Source organism: Streptomyces sp. NPDC057939 (assembly GCF_042887545.1).
In the GTDB taxonomy this organism is placed as follows: domain Bacteria; phylum Actinomycetota; class Actinomycetes; order Streptomycetales; family Streptomycetaceae; genus Streptomyces.
Map to the genome: position 1 here is coordinate 35,563 of NZ_JBHVPG010000023.1, position 20,106 is coordinate 55,668.

Sequence of the window (20,106 nt, forward strand, 5' to 3'; positions counted from 1 at the left end):
GGCACCCGGCCACGCGCCCCCGCCGGGAGAGCGGCGCGGCGGCCGACACGACGTGACGGCCTTCTGGAGTAATACCTGGCGTTCCCCCCGTTCCCTTGCCGGGAAATGGGCCGACCACCCCCTAATTTGTGAGCGGATCAAAGCGGGTTCGAACGGGCGGGACCGTCGTCGTCACGCTCGGCACGGCCCGTCGAAGTGGCGGTCGTCGACCTTGGGAGCTCACACATGAATGCCGTCGGCGAGACGAACGGTATGCCCCGGCGTCAATTCGTGGCGCTCTCCGGCGCCCTGGGCGCGGGAGCCCTGCTGGCAGGCGCCGGCGCCGCGTCCGCCGCGACGGGTCCGTCGCCCACCCCCGATCCCTGTCCCACGGGGCCGAACCCTCCCGGCGGTCCGAATCCTTGTCCTCCGTCCGGTCTGCAGGGTCTCTGCGGGAGCCCCACCGACACCGATCCGCTGTGGCAGGACGTCCAGTACTGCACGCGGGGAATCGTCCCGCCGAGCGGGCAGAGGCCCACCTGCCTCAAGACGACCCCCAACCACGTGGTGCTGCACGGAAAGCCCGAAACCCAGCACAACTACCTCACCCTGCCGAGCTGCCGCGTCACGGGCATCGAGTGCCCGTACCTCGTGACGCCCAACGTCGCGAACTACTGGCACGAGGCATGGGAGAACGCCCGCGCCGGGGGCGACGTGCCCGTGCAGTACCCCAACATCGGGCTGGGGATCAACTCGCAGGGCGCCCGACGCCTGAACCAGTTGCACATCCACATGGCCGGTGTCCGGGACAGCACCCAACGGCGCCTGCAGGACCTTGAGGCGTCCTCACGCATCGCCGGCCAGCCGTCGAACTGGGGGGACCCGCAGTACCAGGTCGCCGTGACGGGAACGCAGGGTTCGGGCGACCGCACCTACCGTGTGCTGCGGCTCGGCGGTCTCACGCAGAACCTGTTCGCGCTGCTGAACGACAACGTGGTGCGGCGGTTCGGGCTGAACATGGCGGACCAGACGCTGATCGTCGTGCCGAAGATGACGGCGACGGGCTTCGCGGGAACCTTCTACGTCCTCAACAGCGACAGTTCGCTCCACGACGGGACGAACACCTGCGACCACCTGCTGGTGTACGGCTAGGACGTGCTCTGGAAGTCCCGCCGTCGGGTGCGGGCTCCGGCACCGTTCAGAGCGGCAGGGGCGGGCCGACGAGACGGAACGAGAGGCACACCAGCAATGTGTCCTCCTCCACCGGGGTCCCGACCGAGGCCCAGAAGCGGCTGTGGCCGGCCCGCCATTCCTCCAGTGAGGCATCGCCCTCGCCTTCGGCGGAAGCGTGCGCCCAGCTCACCCGGGCGAACGGCACGACCTCGACCGCCGTGATCTCGACGGTGGCGACCTGGTCCGACGCGTTGTCCAGCAGGGCCAACGTCTCGCCGACGAACTCCAGCCCCTCGGTCTCCGCCCGGTACTCGGCCAGCAGTCCCGTCGTCGCCCGCTTCCCACCGGCGAGCACCAGGGAGTTGAGGCGCGTACGCATCTCCCCGACGGTTCCCAGCTCCAGCGCGCGCATCCCGTTCACCCTCGGCCACATCGTCCCGTCACCCCTCGCCCGCCGCACGTCGCGCTCCGATGCGCGCACCCCGTCGGGATCGTATCCGGGCGCCGACCCGCCCGCGGCGCGTCGGGCCGGGCCTCGGGGGATCGAGGGGATGGGGGGATCGGGGAGATCCCTCGTACTCGTGGGGAGCGCGGCAGGGGGCTTGGTCGCCCGGGCCACGGGACCTAGCGTGCACCGGGTGAACGCAGCGGCATTCGGGGGCCGGGCCCCGCACACCCCCGGCGGCGACGGTGACGGGCCGGATGACGGTCACGGTCCCGGATCCCGCGGTGACGGCTGGGAGGCCCTCGTCGACACGGCCGTCCGGCTGGTCGGGCTCCACGGCCGGGTCGCGGTCCACGGGGGCTGGGGTTCGGGGAAGTCGACCTTGCTCGGCGCCGTGGCCGGGCGTTGGACGGGGCGGGTGGTGCCGCTGCGCAACCGGCCCGGGGACGAGCGACTGCCCTGCTCGGGGCTGATGCGGCTCGATGAGGCGCTGGTGACGGACGGCGTCGCCGTGACGTCTCCCGCCGACCTGTTGCGGTTGCGTGCGCGGGTCGCGCGGATGCTGCGGGAGATGTCTCCCGTCCTGTTGGTGGTCGATGACGTCCAGTGGCTCGACCCGGTCAGCGCCGACGTACTGGGGTACGCGCTCGGATCGCCGGAGCGGGGGGCCCTCGGTGTGGTGACGGCCGAGCGGACGGTCCGCCGGCCCGAACGGTCGGCCGAGCTGTTGGGCGGTCACCCGCCGGTCCTGCGCGTGGCTCCCGCCGGGCAGGAGGAGGTCTCGGACCGGCTGGAGGCGCTCGGCCTGTCGGCGCGTTGGAGCGGCGCCGTGCTGCACCACAGCGGCGGCAACCGTGCTCTGCTGGCCGCCTGTTGCGAGGGACTGTTGGAGCGGCCGGTGACGGACCGGCCTTCCGGGCGTGGCCTCGACGGGCCGGGGCCGGTCGAGGGCCTCGCCGATGCCTGGCTGGGGACCGTGCCGGCGGGCGCGCGGAAGACCTTGCGGATGGCCTCCCTGGCCCACCGGCCCGACACGGACCTGCTGCACCGGGCGGGGTGCCCGGAGGCTCCCGAGCACCTCGTGTACGCGGTGCGGGCGGGCGTACTGGTCGCCCCGGAAGGCACGGATGACGCTCGTTCCGGCGCCGTCCGCTTCGCGGCGCGGGCGCTGGCCGACGCCGCGGCCAGGACCGGGTCCGCCGCCGAGCGGCGGGGGGATCACGCGGCCCTGGCCGTCGCCGTCACCGACCCGGTACGCGCCGCCCGGCACCGGGCCATGGCGGTGGAGGGGCCTGACCGGTGCACGGCGCAGGACGCGGCGCGGGCGGCCGCGACCGCGCGGGAGGACGGTGACCGCGGGCTGTCCGCCGAACTCATGCTGCTGGCGGCCCGCCTGACCCCGCCCCGGCTCGCGGACCTGAGGTCGCGGCGGCTCGCCGACGCCGCCCAGGAGGCGGCGGCCGCCGGTGATGTCGACACCGCGCGCCTGGCGGCCCGACGCATCGTCGACGACCACGGCCGTCCCGCCGATCGGGTACGGGCCCTGATGGCGGTCGTCGACGCCTGCGGCCAGGACCTCGCCGCGGCCGAGTCCTTCCTCGCGGCGGCCCGCGGCGCGGCGCGCGACGATCCGCGGCTGCTGGCCGCCATCGAGTTGAGGGCATCGGTGACGGCCAACGTCGCCGCCGCGGACTTCGACCGGTCCTTCCTGCACGCCACACGTTCCGCCGCGCTGGCGCGGACCGCCGGGGACGACGGCCTGCGGGCGGCGGCGCTGACCATGGCGGCCCGTACGGCGCGCCTGCTCGGCAGGCCGGGCGAGGCCCGGACCACCCTGGAGTCCGCCCTCGCCCTGGGCGTGCCGCCCGCCTCGCTCGGTGTCTCCAACAGCCCCGAGTACCTGGCCGCCCGGCACGCCGTCTTCGACGGGGACCTGGCGGCGGCCCGGGCCGCACTACTGGAGCTGCTGCCCCTCGCCCGGGCCGCCGGAGGCGCCGAGGGCCTCACGGACCTGTGCCGCAGCCTCGCCGAGGTCGAGGCGGGGCTCGGTGCGTGCGCCGGCGCCCTCGCCTGGGCGGCCCGCGCCCGTTCCCACACCAGGGAGGCCGATCTGTCGCCGGGGCCCGCCTGGTACACCTCGGCGCTCGTGCAGAGTTGTGGTGGTTCGTTCGGCCGGGCCCTGGAGTACGCGCGGCGGGCCCTGGACGTGTCCCGTGCCGAGGGGGACGTGCTGCACACGAGCCGCAGCCTGTGGGTCACGGGAGCCGTGTACCTGCACAGCGGCCGGATCGAACCGGCCGTGGCGGTCTTCGAGGAGATCGGCGACATCGAGGGCCCTTCGAGGGCCGGGGATCCGGCGGTCCTCCGGTGGCAGCCCGACGCGGTCGAGGCGTTCGCGACCGCCGGGCTGCAGGCGCGGGCCCGCGCGCTGTTGGCGGCGCTCGACGAGACCGTGACCTGCGACCCGTCGCACGCCATGGTGCGGGTCACCGTCGCCCGGGCCCGCGCCGTGTGCCTCGCGCGGGAGGGGGACCCGGGTCGGGCCGTCGAGCTCCTCGGTGACGCCGCCGCGACCTTCGCGGCGATGGGCCGGCCCGTGGAGCAGGGCCGTACCCTGCTTGCCCTGGGGCGGATCGAGCGGCGCCGGCGGCGGGTGGGCGCGGCCAGGGCCGCGTGGGAGCAGGCCGCCGCCCTGTTCGCGGCGGCCGAGGCCCGTCCGTGGACCGCGCTCGTCGGCGGCCACCTCGACCGGCTGTCGGGTGCGACGGCGGAGCCGGTGCACGGGGCACGGGGCGCGGGTGGGGAGCCCGCGTCGCGCGGGAACGGGACGCCGGCGGTCGTACTGACGGAACGCGAACGTCACCTCGTCGACCTGATCGCGGGCGGCAGCAGCAATCCCGAGGCCGCCCACCGGCTCTTCGTCTCCCGCAAGACGGTCGAGGCGATGCTCAGCCGGATCTACCGCAAGGTGGGTGTCCGCAACCGCACCGAGTTGGCCGCTCTCGCGCGTTCCCGGGGCACCTGACGGGACCGGGCCGTTCCCCCGTGTCGCGGTCCGCCCGCGCCCCGCGTGGACGGCCGCTCGGTTGCCCGCCGCCGGGGTCCGGACGCGGGCAACGGCCGGGGCCTGCGGTCCCGCCCCCCGGCGCCGGGACCGCAGGCTCGGGCCGGTCAGGACCAGACGGTGAAGGTGGCCGTGGCCGTGGACTTCCTGCCGGCCGCGTCGGTGACCGTCAGGGTCACGTTGCGGAAGCCCCAGGCGGTGGGGGTCCCGGAGATGACGCCGCCGGCCGCGTTGATCGTGAGACCGGCGGGCAGGTTGGTCGCGGTGAAGGTGTAGGGAGCGCTGCCGCCCGTCACCGTCAGCGGCAGGTTGACGGGGCGTCCGACGTGGAGGTTCTGGTTGCCGGGGCCGGTGAGGGTCGGGTTGCCGGAACCGGCGGGCGTGATGGTCCAGGTGAAGGAGGCGCTGCCCTTCTTGCCGGCGCTGTCGGTGGCCGTCACGGTGACGGAGTGGGTGCCGTCGGCCGTCGGGGTCCCGGAGACCGTGCCGGTGGACGGGGCGATGGACAGGCCGGCCGGGAGGCCGGTCGCCGACCAGGTGTAGGGGGCCGTACCGCCTTCGGCGCTGTTCTTCAGTTCGACGGGGCTGCCCGTGGGGTGGGACTTGGCGGAGACCGCGGCCACGGTGACCGCGCCGGGCTGGGGGGTCGACGTGGTCAGTGCGGCGCCGAACCTGGAGAGGGCCTCGTTGACGGGCTGGAAGATGGTGAACTTCTCTCCGCTCCCGCTGCTGCAGGTGGCGCTGCCGCCGCCGGAGTGCAGGCCGACGGCCTTGCCGCCGGTCGCGGTCACGTAACTGCCGCCGGAGTCCCCGCCGGCGGAGCAGGCGTTGGAGTAGGAGAGGCCGTTGATGACGACGTTGCCGTAGTCGACGCTCTGGTTGGTCTTGGTGACCTCGCCGCACTGGAAGCCGGTGGTTTGGCCGGAACGGCAGATCGCGCTCCCGACGACGGCTTCGGCCGTACCCGTGAGGGTGACGTCGCCCTTGCCCCAGCCGGACACGGTCGGGGTCGGCTCCCAGCCGGCCTGGTCGACGTCGACGATGCCGAAGTCGCCCTCCGCCGCGTTGACGCTGCCGGTGCCGTTCTTGTTGGAGGTTCCGACGCGGGTGCCGTCCTTGCCGTAGGCGGCCTGGTTGACGTCGTTGGTGCAGTGGCCGGCGGTCAGGAAGGCCTTCGTGCCGCCGCTGGTTCGGGTGACGGGGAAGCCTATCGAGCAGGGGCTCTCGCTGCCGGGTACCCACTTCTCGCCGCCGACGACGTTGCCGCCCTGCTGGCGGGGGGCGTCCGTGGACTCGGTGACGTCCACGAGGTCTTCGAGCGCGGCGAGGCGGGTGCGGAGCTCGGTGGTGGCCCGGGTCGGATCGAGGACGACGGCGACCCGATTGGCGCGGGCGTCGGGGCCCCAGGCCAGGAGCCCCGGAGTGTGCCCGGCCCACTCCCCGATCTGCCGGGTCACGGATTCGAGCCGGTCCGCGGAGTGATCGACCCGCTCGGCCACCGCTCCGGCGCGACGGACCGCGTCGGCGTCGGCGGAGGTGGTGACGGCGGCGTGCAGACGGCCGTCGGCGGCATCGAACCAGACTCCCGCGACACGGTCGCCGACCGTGGCTCGGACGGCCGTCGCGGTCCGCTCCGCCGCCTGCTCGTCGGCTATCCGACCGCGGACGCCCTCCGCCGAGAGGCCGAGGTCCCGGGCCATCGCCGCCCGCACGCCGGCCGGTACGGACGTCGCCGGATCCGGTGACACCGGGCCCGGGGACGATCCGGCGTGGGCGGGGAGCGCGGCGAGCCCCAACAGGGCGGCGGCCGCGGCAACTCCCGTGAAGACGTGATGGGTTCGTGCTGTGCGCATGGGGGTCGTTCCCTTTCACGGAGGGGGCCGGTGTGGAGGGCACCGGGGTGGATCCGTCGGAGGGCCGCTTCGCTCGGGTCGGCGATCGACCGGCCGCTCGGCGACGTCGCACGCCGACCTCGTGGGTCGCGGATGCGATGTCCCGAGGGGCCGGTCGACGGTGGGTGGGCCGCCGGACCCGCTCGGGACTGGGCACAGCCTCGGGGGTCGGTCGGGGCGGTGAACAGCGGGGAGCTCCCTCGCATCGCTCCGGCCCCGTCGAGGGAGGTGGCGCCGCTCCGGGGCGGCGGCCGGGTCGACGCGCGGCGGACCCACGTGGAGTACGGGGCGGGAGGCGGCGTCCGGCAGCGGGTAGGCGTGGACGAGCACGGCCCCGTACGGCCGGCGGGGTCCCTCGCCGGATCGCACCGGGATCCACCCGGCCCCCGACGTGGACAAGGACAAGGACCCCCACATGCACAACGTCACCCTGAACAACGGCGTCGAGATGCCCGTCCTCGGCTTCGGCGTGTACCAGATCCCGCCCGAGGAGACCGAACGGGCCGTCAGCGACGCGCTCGCCGCCGGCTACCGGTCGTTGGACACCGCGGCGGCCTACGGCAACGAGGAGGCCGTCGGCCGGGCGATCGGGTCGAGCGGCATCCCGCGTCAGGAGCTGTTCGTCACCACCAAGCTGTGGGTCTCCGACGCCGGTGAGGACAGGGCGGCGCGCGCCTTCCACACCTCACTGCGCAAACTCGGCCTGGACCACCTCGACCTGTACCTGATCCACCAGCCCTACGGGGACGTGTACGGCTCCTGGCGTGCCATGGAGGCCCTGCAGGGTGAGGGGCTCGTGCGGGCCATCGGCGTCTCGAACTTCCACGGCGACCGGCTCGTGGACCTGATCGACCACAACGAGATCACCCCGGCCGTCAACCAGGTCGAGACCCACCCCTTCCACCAACGCACCTCCGACCAGGAGCTGATGCGCGAGCGCGGCGTTCAGATCGAGTCCTGGGGGCCCTTCGCGGAGGGCCGCAACAACCTCTTCGGCCATCCGGTGCTCAGTGCGATCGCGGCCGCGCACGGCAGGTCGGTGGCTCAGGTCGTGCTGCGCTGGCTCGTCCAGCGCGGTGTCGTGGTGATCCCCAAGTCGGTGCGGCCCGAGCGGATGGCGGAGAACCTCGACGTCTTCGACTTCGAACTCACCCCCGATGAGATGGCGGCCGTCGCCGCCCTGGACACCGGGGCGTCCGCGTTCTTCGACCATCGTGATCCCGCCGTGGTCGGCCGGCTCGGCACCCACGTCCTGGGCGACTGACCGTCGCCTGCGCGCCCGGCCGGCGTCCTCGGGAGGCCGGCCGGGCGTGGAGGTGGCGGGGCCCGGGGAGGGAGGGGGAGGGCCGGCGTCAGGCTCCGGGCCGGACGGGGCCGATGAGGGTGCCGGCGGCCACCTCGAAGGGGCCTTCGGCGACGGAGGTGCCGGGGATCGCACCGCCCGGGGCACCCAGCGTGAACGACGCCTCGTCCGCCGGGGTGCCGTGGTCCTGGTGGGGAACCCGGATGTCGAAGTGGACGGGGTGGCCCGGCCCGAAGGTCACGACGGCGTTCTGGTCGCCGTACCGTCCGGTCGTGATGCCGAGCGGGGTGCCGTGGTTCGCGAAGGCCACGTCGGTCGGGGAACCGGCCAGCCGACACGGCGCGTATCCCTTCGGGGCGGTCAGCGTGACGCGGAAGTGGAGGTGCCCGGATTCGGCGCGGTCCGGTGCGATCTTCGCGAGGTGGTTGGCCGGGCGACAGGCCGAGGGGGCGGCGAGGCCGCTCGCGGGGGCGGCTTGCGCGATTCCCACGGCGGCGACGGCCGCCAACGCGCCGGCGAGGAGGGGAGCGGACCTGCGACTGGTGTGCATGCTGAACTCTGCCTGTCTTCCGACCGGTTCCATGACGCCCTCCACGCAACCACGGGCCGGGGCGAATGCCGACCCGACGCTCCGTCGGCGGCGTCCGCACGGTCCGCCGGGGCCGGGGCGCGGCCCCGCCCTCGGCCGGGCCCCGTTCGCCCCTACGGAAGAATCCTTTTCTCTTCGGCCGGGCCATACGGGTGATCTTCGACGGTCCGTCCCCCGAACAGTCCCTAAGATCCACATCCGTGACAGAAAGTGAGCACGCCCGGGTTCCGCGGAACTCGGCCGATGTGGTGATCGTCGGCGCCGGCCCCGCCGGCCTGGTGCTGGGGAACCTCTTACTCGACAACGGGATCGACTGCGTCGTCCTCGAACGCGCCGAACGCGAACACCTCCACAACCGGGCACGGGCCGGCTACCTCGCCGCCCACACCGTGCGCGTCCTGGCCCGCAACGGCCTCGACGAGGGGCTGCGTCGGCGCGGGCGGGAGCACGGCGTCTGCGAGTTCCGCACCGAGGAGGGACGCTTCCGACTAGACTACGGCCGACTCGGCCGCGGCGAGCCGCACACCGTCTATCCCCAACACGAGCTGGTCGGGGACCTGTTGGGGCAGTTCCTCGACGCCGGCGGCCAGGTCCGGTTCGGCACCGGCGCCACCGCCATCACCGACGCGGACGGCCCGAATCCCTCGGTGGCGGTACGTGACAGCGACGGAAGGACCGGCCGTTGGCAGGCCCGGTACGTCGCCGCCTGCGACGGCCGACACGGTGCGGGGCGGCGCTCGCTCCCGGCCGGGGCGGTCCGCCGTCACCACCGCGACCACGGGGTGTCATGGCTGGGCCTGCTCGCCGAGGCACCGCCGAGCATGGACGCCGTCGGCTACGCGGTCCACCCGCGCGGCTTCGCCGGGCACATGGCGCGCTCGGCCGAGAACACCCGCTACTACCTGCAGTGCGAACGTGGGCACGATCCCGGGACGTGGAGCGAGCAACGGATCTGGGAGGAACTCGCCCTGCGCATGGGTGCGGCCGAGTACGGCGCCCTGCGGAGCGGGAGGATCCTCCAGCGGGCCGTCGTCGATCTCGAATCCGACGTCCTCGAACCGCTCCGGTACGGCTCGTTGTTCCTGGTGGGAGACGCGGCGGCGCTGATCAGTCCCGCGGCCGCCAAGGGGGCGAACCTGGCGGTGCTGGAGGCGGAGATCCTGGCCCGCGCCCTGACCGACTCGCTCGTCCACGGTGATCCGGAGGCGCTCGACCGCTACTCGGACCGGTGCCTGGACCACATCTGGCGGGCACAGGAGTTCTCCCACTGGATGATCAACCTCCTGCACGGTGCGCCCGGACCGGAGGGGACCGCCGCGCCCTTCCAGGAGCGGCTGCGGTCCTCCCGCATCGCCTCGCTGCGCGACTCCCGGACGACCCAGGACTGGTTCGCCGACCACTACGTCGGCATCTGACCCTCCCCCACCACCGGCCCCGACCCGGTCGGGCCGGTCGGCACGTCCTCAACGCCCCTTCGGCGCCCATCGGCACCCGTCCGCACTCCGTCGCGAACCGCGAACCGCGAACCGCGACCCGCGACCCGCGACCCGCGACCCGCGCCGAGAATCCAGGGCGCCCTCCTCCTTCGACAGGGACACCGCATGTACTCCGACGACCGCTCCAGCACGCCCGCCACCGGCGCGACCCCCCTGCTCCTCGACGACGCGGCGCGGTTGCGCGCGGCGGCCGATTTCGTGCGCGAGCAGGACACGTCCGTCCTGCTCGCGCGCGTGCTGCCCGGCCTCGACGGCCCCGAACTGCGGGCCCTGACCGATCGGTGCCGCTTCGCGCACGCCGCCCTGCTCGTCTTCCCGGCCGACGAGCCCGCCCTGCGCGCGCAGCTCGCGGACTGCGGGCTGACCTGCGACTCCGCGGCGCAGCCGAGCGTGGTCGTCCGCGACCGCCTCGCCGCGCGCCACCACCGCGACCCCGCCGATCTTGACGTAAGGATTCTCCGGCCCGGGGTCATCGGCCCGTGCGGGGAGCAGCGGGCGGTCGAGGTGTTCGCCCTGGCCCTGACCCCGGGTTCCGGATCGGACCTGATCGCCGAGCGGGAACGTCGTCAGGACCACGAGGCCCACCTGGCGTTCGACGTCGTGCGTCCCGACCCGCTCGTACTGCGAGGGCTGTTGGCGAGCTTCGCGGGGCGCGGCGCCGCACCCGACGGTGGTGGCTACAACCCGCACGAGGACGGGACCGTGTTCTACTTCACCGCCCCCGCCGACACCAAGACGGTCTACGGGCGGGTGGAGTTGTACGCGTGCGGCGATCACCGCGACGTCCTGGGCGAGCACCTGGCCGGTGGGGCGCAGCCCGCGGAGGGGCCCGCGGAATCGCTCCTGCGGATGCTCACCGGGGCCTGGACCACCCAGGCCCTGGCCACGTGCGCGGAGCTACGGCTCCCGGAGGCCCTCGACCGGCGTCCCGGTGCAGGCGCCGCGGAGCTGGCACGGGAGGTGGGCGCCCGCCCCGAGTGCCTGGCGACCCTGCTCCGCTACCTCGCCATGGTGGGCGTGGTGGCCGTGGACGGGACCGGGTACCGCCTGACCGGCGTCGGCGCGCTCCTGGCCGAGCGGGCCCCTTCCTCGATGCGGGCCCTTGCCCTGATGTACGGCGGTCCCTTCTACCGGTCCTTCGGTCACCTGACCCACACCGTACGGACCGGGCAGCCGGGTTTCGAGCACCTGTACGGCGAGAACCACTTCGACCACTTCGCGGGACGGCCCGAGCTGTCCGCGCTGTTCGACCAGTCCATGGCGGCCTCCGCCGCCATGTTCGACCCGCTGCCCGATCACCCGGTCCTCACCGCCGCCGCCGGCGCGCCCGGTGGCGGCCGCACCGTCGTCGACATCGCGGGCGGGACGGGGGAACTGCTGGAGCGGGTCCTGACGCGTCACCCCGACCTCCGCGGCACGCTCCTCGAACGCCCCCAGGTCCTCGCCGCGGCCAGGGCCCGGCTCGCCGCGGGCCCCGTCGGTGCCCGGTGCGCCTACCTGGCCGGTGACTTCGCGGACGTGCCGCCGGAGGGTGACGTCTACCTGCTCTCCCGGGTCCTCCACGACTGGGACGACGACCGCTGCCGGAGCATCCTGCGGTACTGCGCCGAGGCGATGTCCCCGGACGCCGACCTGCTCATCGTCGAACGTCTGCTGCCGGCGGACGGCGCCCCGTCGCTCGCCACCGCCTGGGACCTGCACATGATGTGCAACACCGGTGGCCAGGAGCGCACGGCGGACCACTACGCCCGGCTGCTGTCCGACTGCGGCCTGCGGCTGGTCGGCCACGGCCCCCTCCCCCTCGGCGCCCGCACCCTGCACGTCCGACGGGCGGAACCCGTTCGCGCGGAAGTCCGAAAAGTCTCTCCTGGGGAATTCGTTCCGTTCGGGCGGTGAATATGCCCTGACCGCAGGTCAGGGGCCGTTGTGGGGTTGCCGGACGTTCGCGGCGGGCAGGGGTGGAGAGCTCCGGAATGGACACGATCCGGCCTCAAGAAGGGACGTTTCGACCACATGCGGGCACATGTGCGGCGTCCCGCATCCCTCAGCCATGCCGCCCCAAGGGCGCGCCCCAGCGCACAGCAGCCAGGTGAGTAGGACCGGGCGGCGGCCCGGCCTCCCCCGGTCCACCGCCCGCGTGGTGGTCCGCAGAGCCGTGCGGGCCGGAGAGAGAAGGAGTCTGGTCCCCATGACCGTGCGTACCGTCGAGCTCCCCCAGCTGTGGATGCCCCATCCACTGCGAGTGAATCCGCACCTGCCGGCCCTGCACGCGGAGAACGAGTCCTGGGCACGCGAGATGGGCATGCTGGAGGGCCACGACGGGCCGACGGGCGCGCGCCCGATCTGGACGCGGCCCAAGTTCCACGCCATGACCGTCGACCAACTGACCGCCTGGACCCTGCCCGACGCCTCGCTCGCGGACCTGCGGCTCAACCACCGCTTCAACGTGTGGGCCCTGGCCTGGGACGACTACTTCGCCACCACCTTCAAGCAGACCGGTGACCTCTCCGGCGCGGTGGTGTTCACCGCCCGGCTCCACGAGTTCCTGCGTACGGAGCCGGGCGCCCGGCCGCCGGAACCGACGAACGCCGTCGAGCGGGGCATCGCCGACCTTCAACGCTGCCTTTTCCCACCGAGGCTGGCTCACTGGCGGCGAGAGTTCAACCAGCACCTCGTGCGGTACGTCGACGCGGGAGTGGAGGAACTCGCGAACAGTCTCAGCGGGCGTGTTCCCCATCTGATCGACTACGCCTCGTTCCGGCGCGACAGTTTCGCCGCCCACACCGCGCCCTATTCAGTGGAGTTGGCCACCGGAGCGCGAATACCCGAACAGATCCGGCACAGCCGGACCGTCCGTGCCCTGCTCGACGCCTTCATGGACTTCATGGGGTTGGCGAACGACATCGCGTCCTACGAGCGGGAGGTGCACGAGGAACGCGACGTCAACAACCTCGTGCTGGTGGTCGCTTCGTCGCTGGGCATCGGTCTCCACGAGGCCGTGCCCGGCGCCCTGAACCTGGTGAACGCCCGATTGCGGGACTTCGAGCACCTGCGGCGGACGGACCTCGTCCAGCTCGTCCAGCGCACCGGACTGCATCGTGACGAGCGGGAGGAGCTGGAGGTGTGGCTCGCAGGCGCCTGCGGCTTCCTGTCGGGTCTGCACGCCTGGTACACCGGGGCGCCGCGCTACGCCTCCTCGGACGAGCCGTTCCCGGAGTGACGGCGCCTCGGCCGACATCGACGGAGGGGCGCCGACGGATGTCGGCGCCCCTCCCCCGTGCGTACGGTCCCGGTGCCCGGTCGTTTTCGCCTACCGCCCCCGCAGGAAACCGGTCAGGCGCGCCCACCAGGAGGCCCGGGGTGGGAGCCGGTGCGACACCACGGGCTCGGCGACGGGCCGCGGCGGCGCCGCCGCCGATCGGCTTGCGCCGCTCCGGACCGGAGCGGCGGGCAGCGGGGCCGGGGCGTCGTGCGGCTTCGGCGCGCGGGGCGCGAAGTTCACCGGCAGCGCCGTCAGATGCCGGGCCCAGGTGGAGGAACGCCAGGTCAGGGCCTCCTCGGGGACGGCCAGGGTGATGTCCGGCAGCCGGGTGAGCAGGATGTCGATTCCCGTGTCGGCGATGATGCGGCCGATGTCCTGACCGGGGCATTCGTGGGTGCCCGCGCTGAAGGCCAGGTGCGCGCGGTTGTGGTGCACGGGGGTCGAGGGATCCCTGCGGATGGACTGGTCGACGTTCCCGGCCGCCAGGCCCAGCAGGAGCATGTCCCCGGCCCTGATCTGCCGGCCGCCCAGGACGGTGTCGCCGTTGGCCCAACGACCCGGGCAGACCATCAGCGGCGGCTCGTCCCACAGGACCTGTTCGACGGCCTCCGGGAGCGTCATCTGGCCGCCGGCCAGCGAGCCGCGGAACCGGGGGTCGGTGACGACCATGCGCAGGACGTTGGACATGAGGTTGGCGGTGGTCTCGTAACCGGCGAGCAGGATGAGGCGCAGGTGGTGTTGGACCTCCTCGTCCGTGAGGCGGGCGGGGTGGGCCAGCAGCGCGGAGGCGATGTCCTGGCCGGGGCGGGTCCGCTTGGCGATGACGAGCCGTTCCAGGCTGCGCAGCACGTAGGCGTTGCTGGCCAGGGAGGTCTCGGTGGCCTTGAAGAGGTCACGGGCGGCGTGCACGAGCCCGGGGCCGTCCTCCTCGGACATGCCGAGCAGGTGGGTGAGGGTCAGCATGGGCACGTGCTCGGTGAACTGGCCCACGAGCTCGGCCTCGCCGCTCTCGCTGAACGTGTCGATCACCTGGTGGGCGAAGCGGGTGATGTGCCGGCGAACCCCGCGGTGGTCGAACTGGCTCAGGCCGGCCGTGACGGCGCCGCGCAGTCGCTGGTGTTCCTCGCCGTCCGCGCAGACGCAGTCGGGACGCCAGCCGATCATCGGGACCAACGGGGAGGTGGCGGGGTCGATCTCCCCGCTCCTCCAACCGTGCCAGACGCGGGGGTCGCGGGAGAACTGGGTGGGGCGGCTGGCCACGTCCCGGTTCTCCTGGTAGCCGAGGACGAGCCAGGCGCGCACGTCACCGTCGAGGAGGACGGGCGCCACGGGACCGTGCTCGGCCCGCAGTTTCTCGTACAGGCCCATGGGGTCCGTCTCCGCGGCGGGTCCGTACAGACGGGTGGCTCCGCCGGGTCCCGTGGCGGTGTGGGCCGGGCAGCCCGGGGGCGGGACCGAACCGCCGTACTCGATGGCGTGTTCGGGGGGTGGGAAGGTCATGCGGACTCCTGGGCGGCTGCAAGGGTGCACAGGTAGACCATCAGCGAGAGCAGGGCGTCGCGGCAGGACGCCCGGTCGCGTGCGTCACAGGTGACGATGGGCACGGAGTCGCTGAGGGCCAGGGCGGTGCGCAGGTCGGGCAGGGGGTACTGCGGTGCCTCGGGGAAGGTGTTGACGACGACGACGAACGGGACGCGGCGGTCCTCAAGTCGGGTGACGACCTCGAAGCAGACCTCGATCGTGCGGGTGTCGACGAGGACCACGGCGCCGAGGGCACCTTCGAAGATGCCGTTCCACAGGAACCAGAAGCGCTCCTGTCCGGGTGTTCCGAACAGGTAGAGGATCAACTCCTGGTTGATGCTGATCCGGCCGAAGTCCATCGCGACGGTGGTGGTGTTCTTGCCCGAGACGCCCGGGTTGTGGTCGATCCCGACGCCCGCCTGCGTCATCGTCTCCTCGGTGGTCAGCGGCGGGATCTCGCTCACCGCGCCGACCATGGTGGTCTTGCCGACCCCGAAGCCGCCGACGACCACCACCTTGACTCCCCTGGCGCCGTGGGGCAGCAGCATGCCGGCGTCGCGCCGGCCGGCGCCGGGCACTTCAGAGCTTGCGTAGTCCATGGATCACCGCCTCCAGCAGGCCGCGTTCGGGAAAGGCAGCCACCGGCACGGGTGCGATGGCTTCGAGCCGCTCTTCGTCGACGAGTTTGGACAGCAGTACGGTGACGACGCTGAACGGGAGGCTGAGGTAGGCCGACACCTCGGCCACCGAGAGCGGGTAGGTGCACAGGGAGAGGATGGCGGCCTGTTCGGGCTGCATCGAGGGGTCGGGCTCGGACCTCGCCGCGATGAGGGTGACGAGGTCGAAGGTCTTCGCCGCGGATACCGGGCCGCCGGTGATGACGTAGAGCGGAACGGGGGTGCCTTCATCCCACGGGTCCGGATTCTCTGATGTCACATCGCCTGCCCGACATCCTCACGGGGCGGGCTGGTCATGTGCTGACCGATCCGGACCACCAACGTCCTCATGCGGTCGCCGAGGAGTCCGGCGTCCACCTCCTCGTCGGCCAGCACCGCGAGGGCGGCTCCGGGGCCGGCCGCCATCAACGAGAAGTACCCGCCATCGGCCTCGATGCCGACCATCCGCGTCGAGCCGTCCCCGTGCGGGAACATCTGCGCGACGGCCCTCGCCAGGCTCTGGATGCCGGAGCAGGCGGCGGCGAGCGCGTCGGCGGTGTCGGGCGCCGTGTTCGCCTGACCGATGCACAGGCCGTCCGACGACAGGACGACCACGTGTCGCACGTAAGGGACACCGCCCACGAGCTCCTTGAGCATCCAGTCCATGTTGGGCAGTGGCTGCATGTTACTCAACCTCATCTGACGGCTCGCTGTGGGAAGTGGAAGGTTCGGCGCCCGATCGCCTCTCGCCGTTGAACGCCTCCCACATCAGCCCCGGCTGGCGGGTGCTGCCGGAGGTGCCCCAGGAGATGACAGGAGCGACGGGAGGTGTGGGGGTGGCCAGTACGACCGGTGTCGGGACGGGTGATTCGCGTCGTCGTTGAGGCAGTCCGCCCAGGGTCTTCCTGACCTCGGGAGTCTCCTCGACGGCGTCGCGCACCGGCATCGGGCGGGACAGCGCGGGGCCTCCCTGACGCTTGCGCACGGGTTCCTGGGGGCGGCGGACGATGGACTGCGGCACCGTGGTGATCAGGCGCCTGGGCACGAGCACGACCGCCCGTACACCGCCGTAGGCGGAGGTGCGCAGGTCGACCTCGCAGCCGTGCTCGTGGGCGAGCCTGCTGACGACCGGCAGGCCGAGTTGCGTGACCTCGCCGAGGCCCGCCAGGTTGATGCCCGAGACCGCCCGCGCCATGACGCGTTCGACGTGTTCCCGGACCTCCTCGGTGAGTCCGACGCCGCGGTCCTCGATCTCGATCGCGATGCCGGAGGGCACCTCGCTCGCGGTCACCTCCACCGGGGTGTGGGGCGGCGAGAACGTCGTGGCGTTGTCGAGGAGTTCGGCGAGCAGGTGGATCAGCGGTTCGGCGCCGGGGCCGACCACCGCGACCTCCGCCACCGACTGGAGTCGCACGCGGGGATAGTCCACGATGCGTGACATGGCGCCGCGCAGGACGTCGTAGAGCGGGATGGGCTTGGACCACTGTCGTCCGGGGCGGGCGTCGCCGAGGACCGCGATGCTCGCGGCGAGGCGGCCGATCAGCGCGTTGCGGTGGTCGATGTCCTGGAGGCCCCGGGAGACGATGACGTCCGTCCCGTGCATGATCTGCATGGAACGCAGGTCCCTGGCGAGCTGGTGCACGATCGACTGGACCCTGCGCGCGACGGCCACCAGAGCGCGCTGGGACGCGTCCCGCGTGTGCTCCTCGGCCTCCACGGCTTCCAGGAGCGTCTGGAGCGCTCCTTCGAGCGCTTCGGTGAACTCGGCGTCCAAATGGGTCCCGAAGCTCACGGCCTGCAGGATGTCCGATGCGGAGTCGCCCTTCTGCAGACGGGCGACGGCGGCGGGGAGCAGTTCCTCGGCGAGCCAGACGGTGGTCGCCCGCTGGTCCGCGAGGCGCCCGAGCAGCGCGGCCTCGCGTTGCCCGTACTGGGCCTCCGCCTCGGCCCGCGCCTGTGCCTGGCGGGCGACCTCGGCGGAGCGCAGGCGGCGCACGGTCTCGGCCGAGGTGATGACCGTCAGGAGGACGGCGGCGACGCCGCACCAGGCAACAGTCGTCCATATGTGTGCAGGGGAAAGGAGCAACGCCATCGCGGTGGCCCCGGCCAGGACGCCGGGAGGAAGCAGCCACTCCCGGACGACCGCGGTTGGCCGGGATCTGGAAATTGCACCTGCACGAACCATCAAGGTCCCCTACCAGTCTGATATGAGCGGACTGAGGTGATGCGATGCGCCGAAAGGGACACCGGACTCCACCCGCGCTCGCACGCGTGCTCGATGACGTCCCGGTCGGTCGCTCCGGGAACGCGCCGTCACCACTCCCCCGTGCGGCAACGGTCCTTCCGCAGCGCATCACAGCGTCCATGACTCGCTGTGAGCGCAGCGCAACACATCGGGGAGCATAGTCAGTTCGGGTTCGCCATGTGACCTTGCGGTAAGGACAGCCCGCACCGGTTATTCCGAGCCCATAAACGACCAATCGAGGTACCCAAGATGCTATGAAACGATCACGTTCTGGCGTCCGTTCGGACGGGTCCCGCCCCGGCCCCCGTACGCCTGGCCGGTCGGTGCACTGAAGGCCGAGCCGGTGCGTCGATCGCGCCGAGCCGGCGCGTCCAGCGCGCGCCCGACGGGGGCCGGGAGTACCCGGAGCGGGGGCGGCGTACGGGCGTACCGACATGGAAAAGCGGCGTCAGCACCCGCTGACGCCGCCCGCCGATCCTCCGTGGTGCGTTCAGTTCTCCGAGACGGAGGAAAGGGTGGTGGGGTCCACGCCGGAGAGTTCGACGATCCGATGGGCCGGTACTCCGGCGGCGAGTGCGCGGCGCAGCAGGTCGTCCCGGTTGTCCTCGGTGTCGCGGAACGCGGCCAGGTCCTCCTCGACGTCGGCGACGGTTTCCGTCGCCGCGGCGCGGCGCACTCGTTCCAGTTCCTCCGTTCCCAACGGGATCGGGAGCCGCTCGGCGTCCTCGGGGATCAGGGCCGTCTCCTCCGGGGGGACCACGCGGACTTCGGCGGACGCGGGACTGACGTCCTGGGCCGTGAACCAGGCCTGAACGGCCGGGGTGTCCAGGCACTCCAGCGGTCCGACGAGGATCAGGGGCGTCCCCTGCCAGCCGGAGGCGGGGTTCGCGAGGAACAGGTAGGCGTCGTCCGTCATCGTGGGTCACTCTCCTGGTACACGGGGCCGCACTCGATCGCCCACCGCCTACCCCGCGCTCCCGCGATCAAGCAGCCGTCGCCCGGACGGGTGCGGGGAGCTCGCGGGAACCGCGTCGGGGGCGCGGGGTCAGGGCGCGTCGTCCGGGGCGCCGGGGGCGACGCGATCGGCCGCCTCCACCACCTCCGGGGTCGGCGACCGATGGCGGAACGTCGCGTCGGGGAGGGTGCCTTCCCCGACCGGGACGCCGCCCGTCAGCAGGGTGCAGGCGCCGATCACGGTCGCGGCCGCGAGGCCGACGGCGGTCCCGCGCCGGCGGGCGGCGGGTTTCCTCGCCGCCGGGGCGGACCGCGCGTGGGAGCGGGCGGCCGCGCGGGGCGTCGACGGTGCGCGGCGCGAGGGGACCTCCGCGGGCCCCCTCGTGGCGGCGGTGCGGGAGGTGGGCGCTCGGGCCAGGTCCCTCAGGCCGAGATGGACGCGGGCGGCGTCGGGGCGTGCGTCGGGGTCGCGGTCCGTCATCGCGGTCAGCAGCCTGCCGAGGTCGCCCGGGAGCCCTTCCGGGACGCGGGGCGGGTGCAGGAGGTGGGCGGTGCCCACTTCGACGGGTGTCCCCCGGTACTCGCGGTGGCCGGTGAGTGCTTCGAGGAGGGTCAGTCCGAAGGCGTAGACGTCGCTGGCCGTGGTGGCGGCCCGTCCGAGGAGCTGTTCCGGGGCCATGTAGGCGAGCGTGCCGACGAGCGTGTCGGGGGCTTCGTGGGGCCGGTCGTGCACGGTCCGGGACAGCCCGAAGTCGGCCAGGAAGGGAGCGTCGCCGTCGCGGAGGAGGACGTTGGAGGGCGTGACGTCGTGGTGGATGATGCCGTGGCGGTGCACGTGGTCGAGGGCCGAGGCGAGTTCGGCGCCGAGCCGGGTGACCTGGGCGGTGTCGAGGGGACCGGCCTCCACGCGCGTGCGCAGGGTGCCGCCGTCGATCAACTCCGTGACCATGAAGGCCGCTCGGCCGTCGCAGCCGACGTCGTAAACGGTCACGAGCGCCCGGTGCGACAGCCGGGCCATGGTGCGGGCCTCGTCGCAGAAGCGGTCGACGCCGGCCGTGTCGGTGTCCGCCCGGAACACCTTGACCGCCACCTCGCGCCCCAGCACCTCGTCCGTACCGCGGAAGACGTCGGCCGTGCCGCCGGTTCCTATGGGCGCCCGGAGGCGGTAGCGGCCCCCGAGCAGGGTGTCGTGCTCGGGGCGTGTTCCGTACGCGGGGACGAGCCGGGCCGGCATGCGGGGTCCTCCTCCACTCGGGGCGGTGCCCCGCGCCTACCCCGGCACGCGGGGCCGACACCCCCGGGCTGCGGGACGCGGCCGGGTGGGTGTCGGGCCCGCGCCCGTGTCAGGAGGACCGGTGCGCCTCGGCTTCCCCCGCTCCCACGGGCGTGACGCTGTAGCAGCTGGTGTAGCACAGGGGGCGGTGGGCGGCCCCCGCCTCCGGCGAGGGGACGAGGGCGAGCTCGAAGGTGACGTCCTGTCGCTTTGCGGTCGTGTCCATGTCGTTGGCTCCTTCGTCGCTGGTGCCC

Annotated in this window: 17 protein-coding genes; 6 read left to right on the top strand and 11 right to left on the bottom strand. The window is 73.0% G+C overall.

Annotated features, from left to right (window positions below; genetic code table 11):
- Positions 1-225 precede the first annotated feature (225 nt).
- Positions 226-1,131, top strand: coding sequence for a CDP-diacylglycerol diphosphatase (locus ACFVS6_RS23950; protein WP_389706702.1), 906 nt, complete (start codon positions 226-228; stop codon positions 1,129-1,131).
- A 46-nt stretch (positions 1,132-1,177) separates the two neighbouring features.
- Here ACFVS6_RS23950 and ACFVS6_RS23955 read toward each other — a convergent pair whose 3' ends face one another.
- Positions 1,178-1,564, bottom strand: coding sequence for an ASCH domain-containing protein (locus ACFVS6_RS23955; protein ID WP_389706704.1), 387 nt, complete (start codon positions 1,562-1,564; stop codon positions 1,178-1,180).
- 226 nt (positions 1,565-1,790) lie between these two features.
- Here ACFVS6_RS23955 and ACFVS6_RS23960 point away from each other — a divergent pair, with 226 nt between their 5' ends.
- Positions 1,791-4,622 carry a LuxR C-terminal-related transcriptional regulator gene (locus tag ACFVS6_RS23960; protein ID WP_389706706.1) on the top strand — a complete coding sequence of 944 codons (2,832 nt, stop codon included), beginning with the start codon at positions 1,791-1,793 and terminating at the stop codon, positions 4,620-4,622.
- A gap of 146 nt (positions 4,623-4,768) precedes the next feature.
- On the opposite strand, the gene ACFVS6_RS23965 is transcribed toward ACFVS6_RS23960, so the two are convergent.
- On the bottom strand, positions 4,769-6,514 hold the full coding sequence (locus ACFVS6_RS23965; protein WP_389706708.1) for a putative Ig domain-containing protein: 1,746 nt from the start codon (positions 6,512-6,514) through the stop codon (positions 4,769-4,771).
- A 454-nt stretch (positions 6,515-6,968) separates the two neighbouring features.
- On the opposite strand from ACFVS6_RS23965, the gene ACFVS6_RS23970 reads away from it, so the two are divergent.
- The gene (locus ACFVS6_RS23970; protein ID WP_389706710.1) at positions 6,969-7,817 is read left to right on the top strand and encodes an aldo/keto reductase; all 849 of its coding nucleotides are present in this window, start codon (positions 6,969-6,971) and stop codon (positions 7,815-7,817) included.
- Positions 7,818-7,905: 88 nt separating this feature from the next.
- On the opposite strand, the gene ACFVS6_RS23975 is transcribed toward ACFVS6_RS23970, so the two are convergent.
- On the bottom strand, positions 7,906-8,439 hold the full coding sequence (locus tag ACFVS6_RS23975; RefSeq protein ID WP_389706712.1) for a DUF4232 domain-containing protein: 534 nt from the start codon (positions 8,437-8,439) through the stop codon (positions 7,906-7,908).
- A 251-nt stretch (positions 8,440-8,690) separates the two neighbouring features.
- Between ACFVS6_RS23975 and ACFVS6_RS23980 the strand changes: the two genes are divergently transcribed.
- From ACFVS6_RS23980 to ACFVS6_RS23990, 3 genes are all read left to right on the top strand, one after another.
- Positions 8,691-9,860 (top strand): 4-hydroxybenzoate 3-monooxygenase, encoded by a 1,170-nt coding sequence (locus ACFVS6_RS23980; RefSeq protein ID WP_389706829.1) that lies wholly within the window; start codon positions 8,691-8,693, stop codon positions 9,858-9,860.
- Between the two features lie 186 nt (positions 9,861-10,046).
- Positions 10,047-11,837 (top strand): methyltransferase, encoded by a 1,791-nt coding sequence (locus ACFVS6_RS23985; protein ID WP_389706714.1) that lies wholly within the window; start codon positions 10,047-10,049, stop codon positions 11,835-11,837.
- Between the two features lie 292 nt (positions 11,838-12,129).
- A complete protein-coding gene (locus tag ACFVS6_RS23990) occupies positions 12,130-13,161 on the top strand; it encodes a hypothetical protein (RefSeq protein WP_389706716.1) in 1,032 nt (343 codons plus the stop codon).
- Between the two features lie 90 nt (positions 13,162-13,251).
- Here ACFVS6_RS23990 and ACFVS6_RS23995 read toward each other — a convergent pair whose 3' ends face one another.
- The 8 genes from ACFVS6_RS23995 to ACFVS6_RS24030 form a co-directional block, all read right to left on the bottom strand.
- The gene (locus ACFVS6_RS23995) at positions 13,252-14,703 is read right to left on the bottom strand and encodes a cytochrome P450 (RefSeq protein ID WP_389706718.1); all 1,452 of its coding nucleotides are present in this window, start codon (positions 14,701-14,703) and stop codon (positions 13,252-13,254) included.
- Positions 14,700-15,323, bottom strand: coding sequence for an ATP/GTP-binding protein (locus ACFVS6_RS24000; RefSeq protein WP_389706720.1), 624 nt, complete (start codon positions 15,321-15,323; stop codon positions 14,700-14,702). Before ACFVS6_RS24000 ends, ACFVS6_RS23995 begins: the two co-directional genes overlap by 4 nt.
- Positions 15,304-15,660 (bottom strand): DUF742 domain-containing protein, encoded by a 357-nt coding sequence (locus ACFVS6_RS24005; protein WP_389706722.1) that lies wholly within the window; start codon positions 15,658-15,660, stop codon positions 15,304-15,306. Before ACFVS6_RS24005 ends, ACFVS6_RS24000 begins: the two co-directional genes overlap by 20 nt.
- A complete protein-coding gene (locus ACFVS6_RS24010) occupies positions 15,657-16,064 on the bottom strand; it encodes a roadblock/LC7 domain-containing protein (protein ID WP_281204722.1) in 408 nt (135 codons plus the stop codon). Before ACFVS6_RS24010 ends, ACFVS6_RS24005 begins: the two co-directional genes overlap by 4 nt.
- Position 16,065: 1 nt before the next feature.
- Positions 16,066-17,472, bottom strand: coding sequence for a sensor histidine kinase (locus ACFVS6_RS24015; RefSeq protein ID WP_389706724.1), 1,407 nt, complete (start codon positions 17,470-17,472; stop codon positions 16,066-16,068).
- Positions 17,473-18,115: 643 nt separating this feature from the next.
- Positions 18,116-18,541: a DUF6003 family protein gene (locus ACFVS6_RS24020; protein ID WP_389706726.1), complete on the bottom strand. Its 426-nt coding sequence runs from the start codon at positions 18,539-18,541 to the stop codon at positions 18,116-18,118.
- A 129-nt stretch (positions 18,542-18,670) separates the two neighbouring features.
- Positions 18,671-19,813, bottom strand: coding sequence for a serine/threonine-protein kinase (locus ACFVS6_RS24025; RefSeq protein WP_389706728.1), 1,143 nt, complete (start codon positions 19,811-19,813; stop codon positions 18,671-18,673).
- 109 nt (positions 19,814-19,922) lie between these two features.
- Positions 19,923-20,078: a hypothetical protein gene (locus ACFVS6_RS24030; protein ID WP_389706730.1), complete on the bottom strand. Its 156-nt coding sequence runs from the start codon at positions 20,076-20,078 to the stop codon at positions 19,923-19,925.
- Positions 20,079-20,106: the final 28 nt, after the last annotated feature.

What these genes read in the sequence shown, in the direction of transcription:
- ACFVS6_RS23950 (WP_389706702.1), top strand. Translation starts at nt 226, where the DNA reads ATGAATGCCGTCGGCGAGACGAACGGTATGCCCCGGCGTCAATTCGTG.
- ACFVS6_RS23955 (WP_389706704.1), bottom strand. Translation starts at nt 1,564, where the DNA reads ATGCGCGCGCTGGAGCTGGGAACCGTCGGGGAGATGCGTACGCGCCTC.
- ACFVS6_RS23965 (WP_389706708.1), bottom strand. Translation starts at nt 6,514, where the DNA reads ATGCGCACAGCACGAACCCATCACGTCTTCACGGGAGTTGCCGCGGCC.
- ACFVS6_RS23970 (WP_389706710.1), top strand. Translation starts at nt 6,969, where the DNA reads ATGCACAACGTCACCCTGAACAACGGCGTCGAGATGCCCGTCCTCGGC.
- ACFVS6_RS23975 (WP_389706712.1), bottom strand. Translation starts at nt 8,439, where the DNA reads ATGGAACCGGTCGGAAGACAGGCAGAGTTCAGCATGCACACCAGTCGC.
- ACFVS6_RS23985 (WP_389706714.1), top strand. Translation starts at nt 10,047, where the DNA reads ATGTACTCCGACGACCGCTCCAGCACGCCCGCCACCGGCGCGACCCCC.
- ACFVS6_RS23990 (WP_389706716.1), top strand. Translation starts at nt 12,130, where the DNA reads ATGACCGTGCGTACCGTCGAGCTCCCCCAGCTGTGGATGCCCCATCCA.
- ACFVS6_RS23995 (WP_389706718.1), bottom strand. Translation starts at nt 14,703, where the DNA reads ATGACCTTCCCACCCCCCGAACACGCCATCGAGTACGGCGGTTCGGTC.
- ACFVS6_RS24000 (WP_389706720.1), bottom strand. Translation starts at nt 15,323, where the DNA reads ATGGACTACGCAAGCTCTGAAGTGCCCGGCGCCGGCCGGCGCGACGCC.
- ACFVS6_RS24010 (WP_281204722.1), bottom strand. Translation starts at nt 16,064, where the DNA reads ATGCAGCCACTGCCCAACATGGACTGGATGCTCAAGGAGCTCGTGGGC.
- ACFVS6_RS24015 (WP_389706724.1), bottom strand. Translation starts at nt 17,472, where the DNA reads ATGGCGTTGCTCCTTTCCCCTGCACACATATGGACGACTGTTGCCTGG.
- ACFVS6_RS24020 (WP_389706726.1), bottom strand. Translation starts at nt 18,541, where the DNA reads ATGACGGACGACGCCTACCTGTTCCTCGCGAACCCCGCCTCCGGCTGG.
- ACFVS6_RS24025 (WP_389706728.1), bottom strand. Translation starts at nt 19,813, where the DNA reads ATGCCGGCCCGGCTCGTCCCCGCGTACGGAACACGCCCCGAGCACGAC.
- ACFVS6_RS24030 (WP_389706730.1), bottom strand. Translation starts at nt 20,078, where the DNA reads ATGGACACGACCGCAAAGCGACAGGACGTCACCTTCGAGCTCGCCCTC.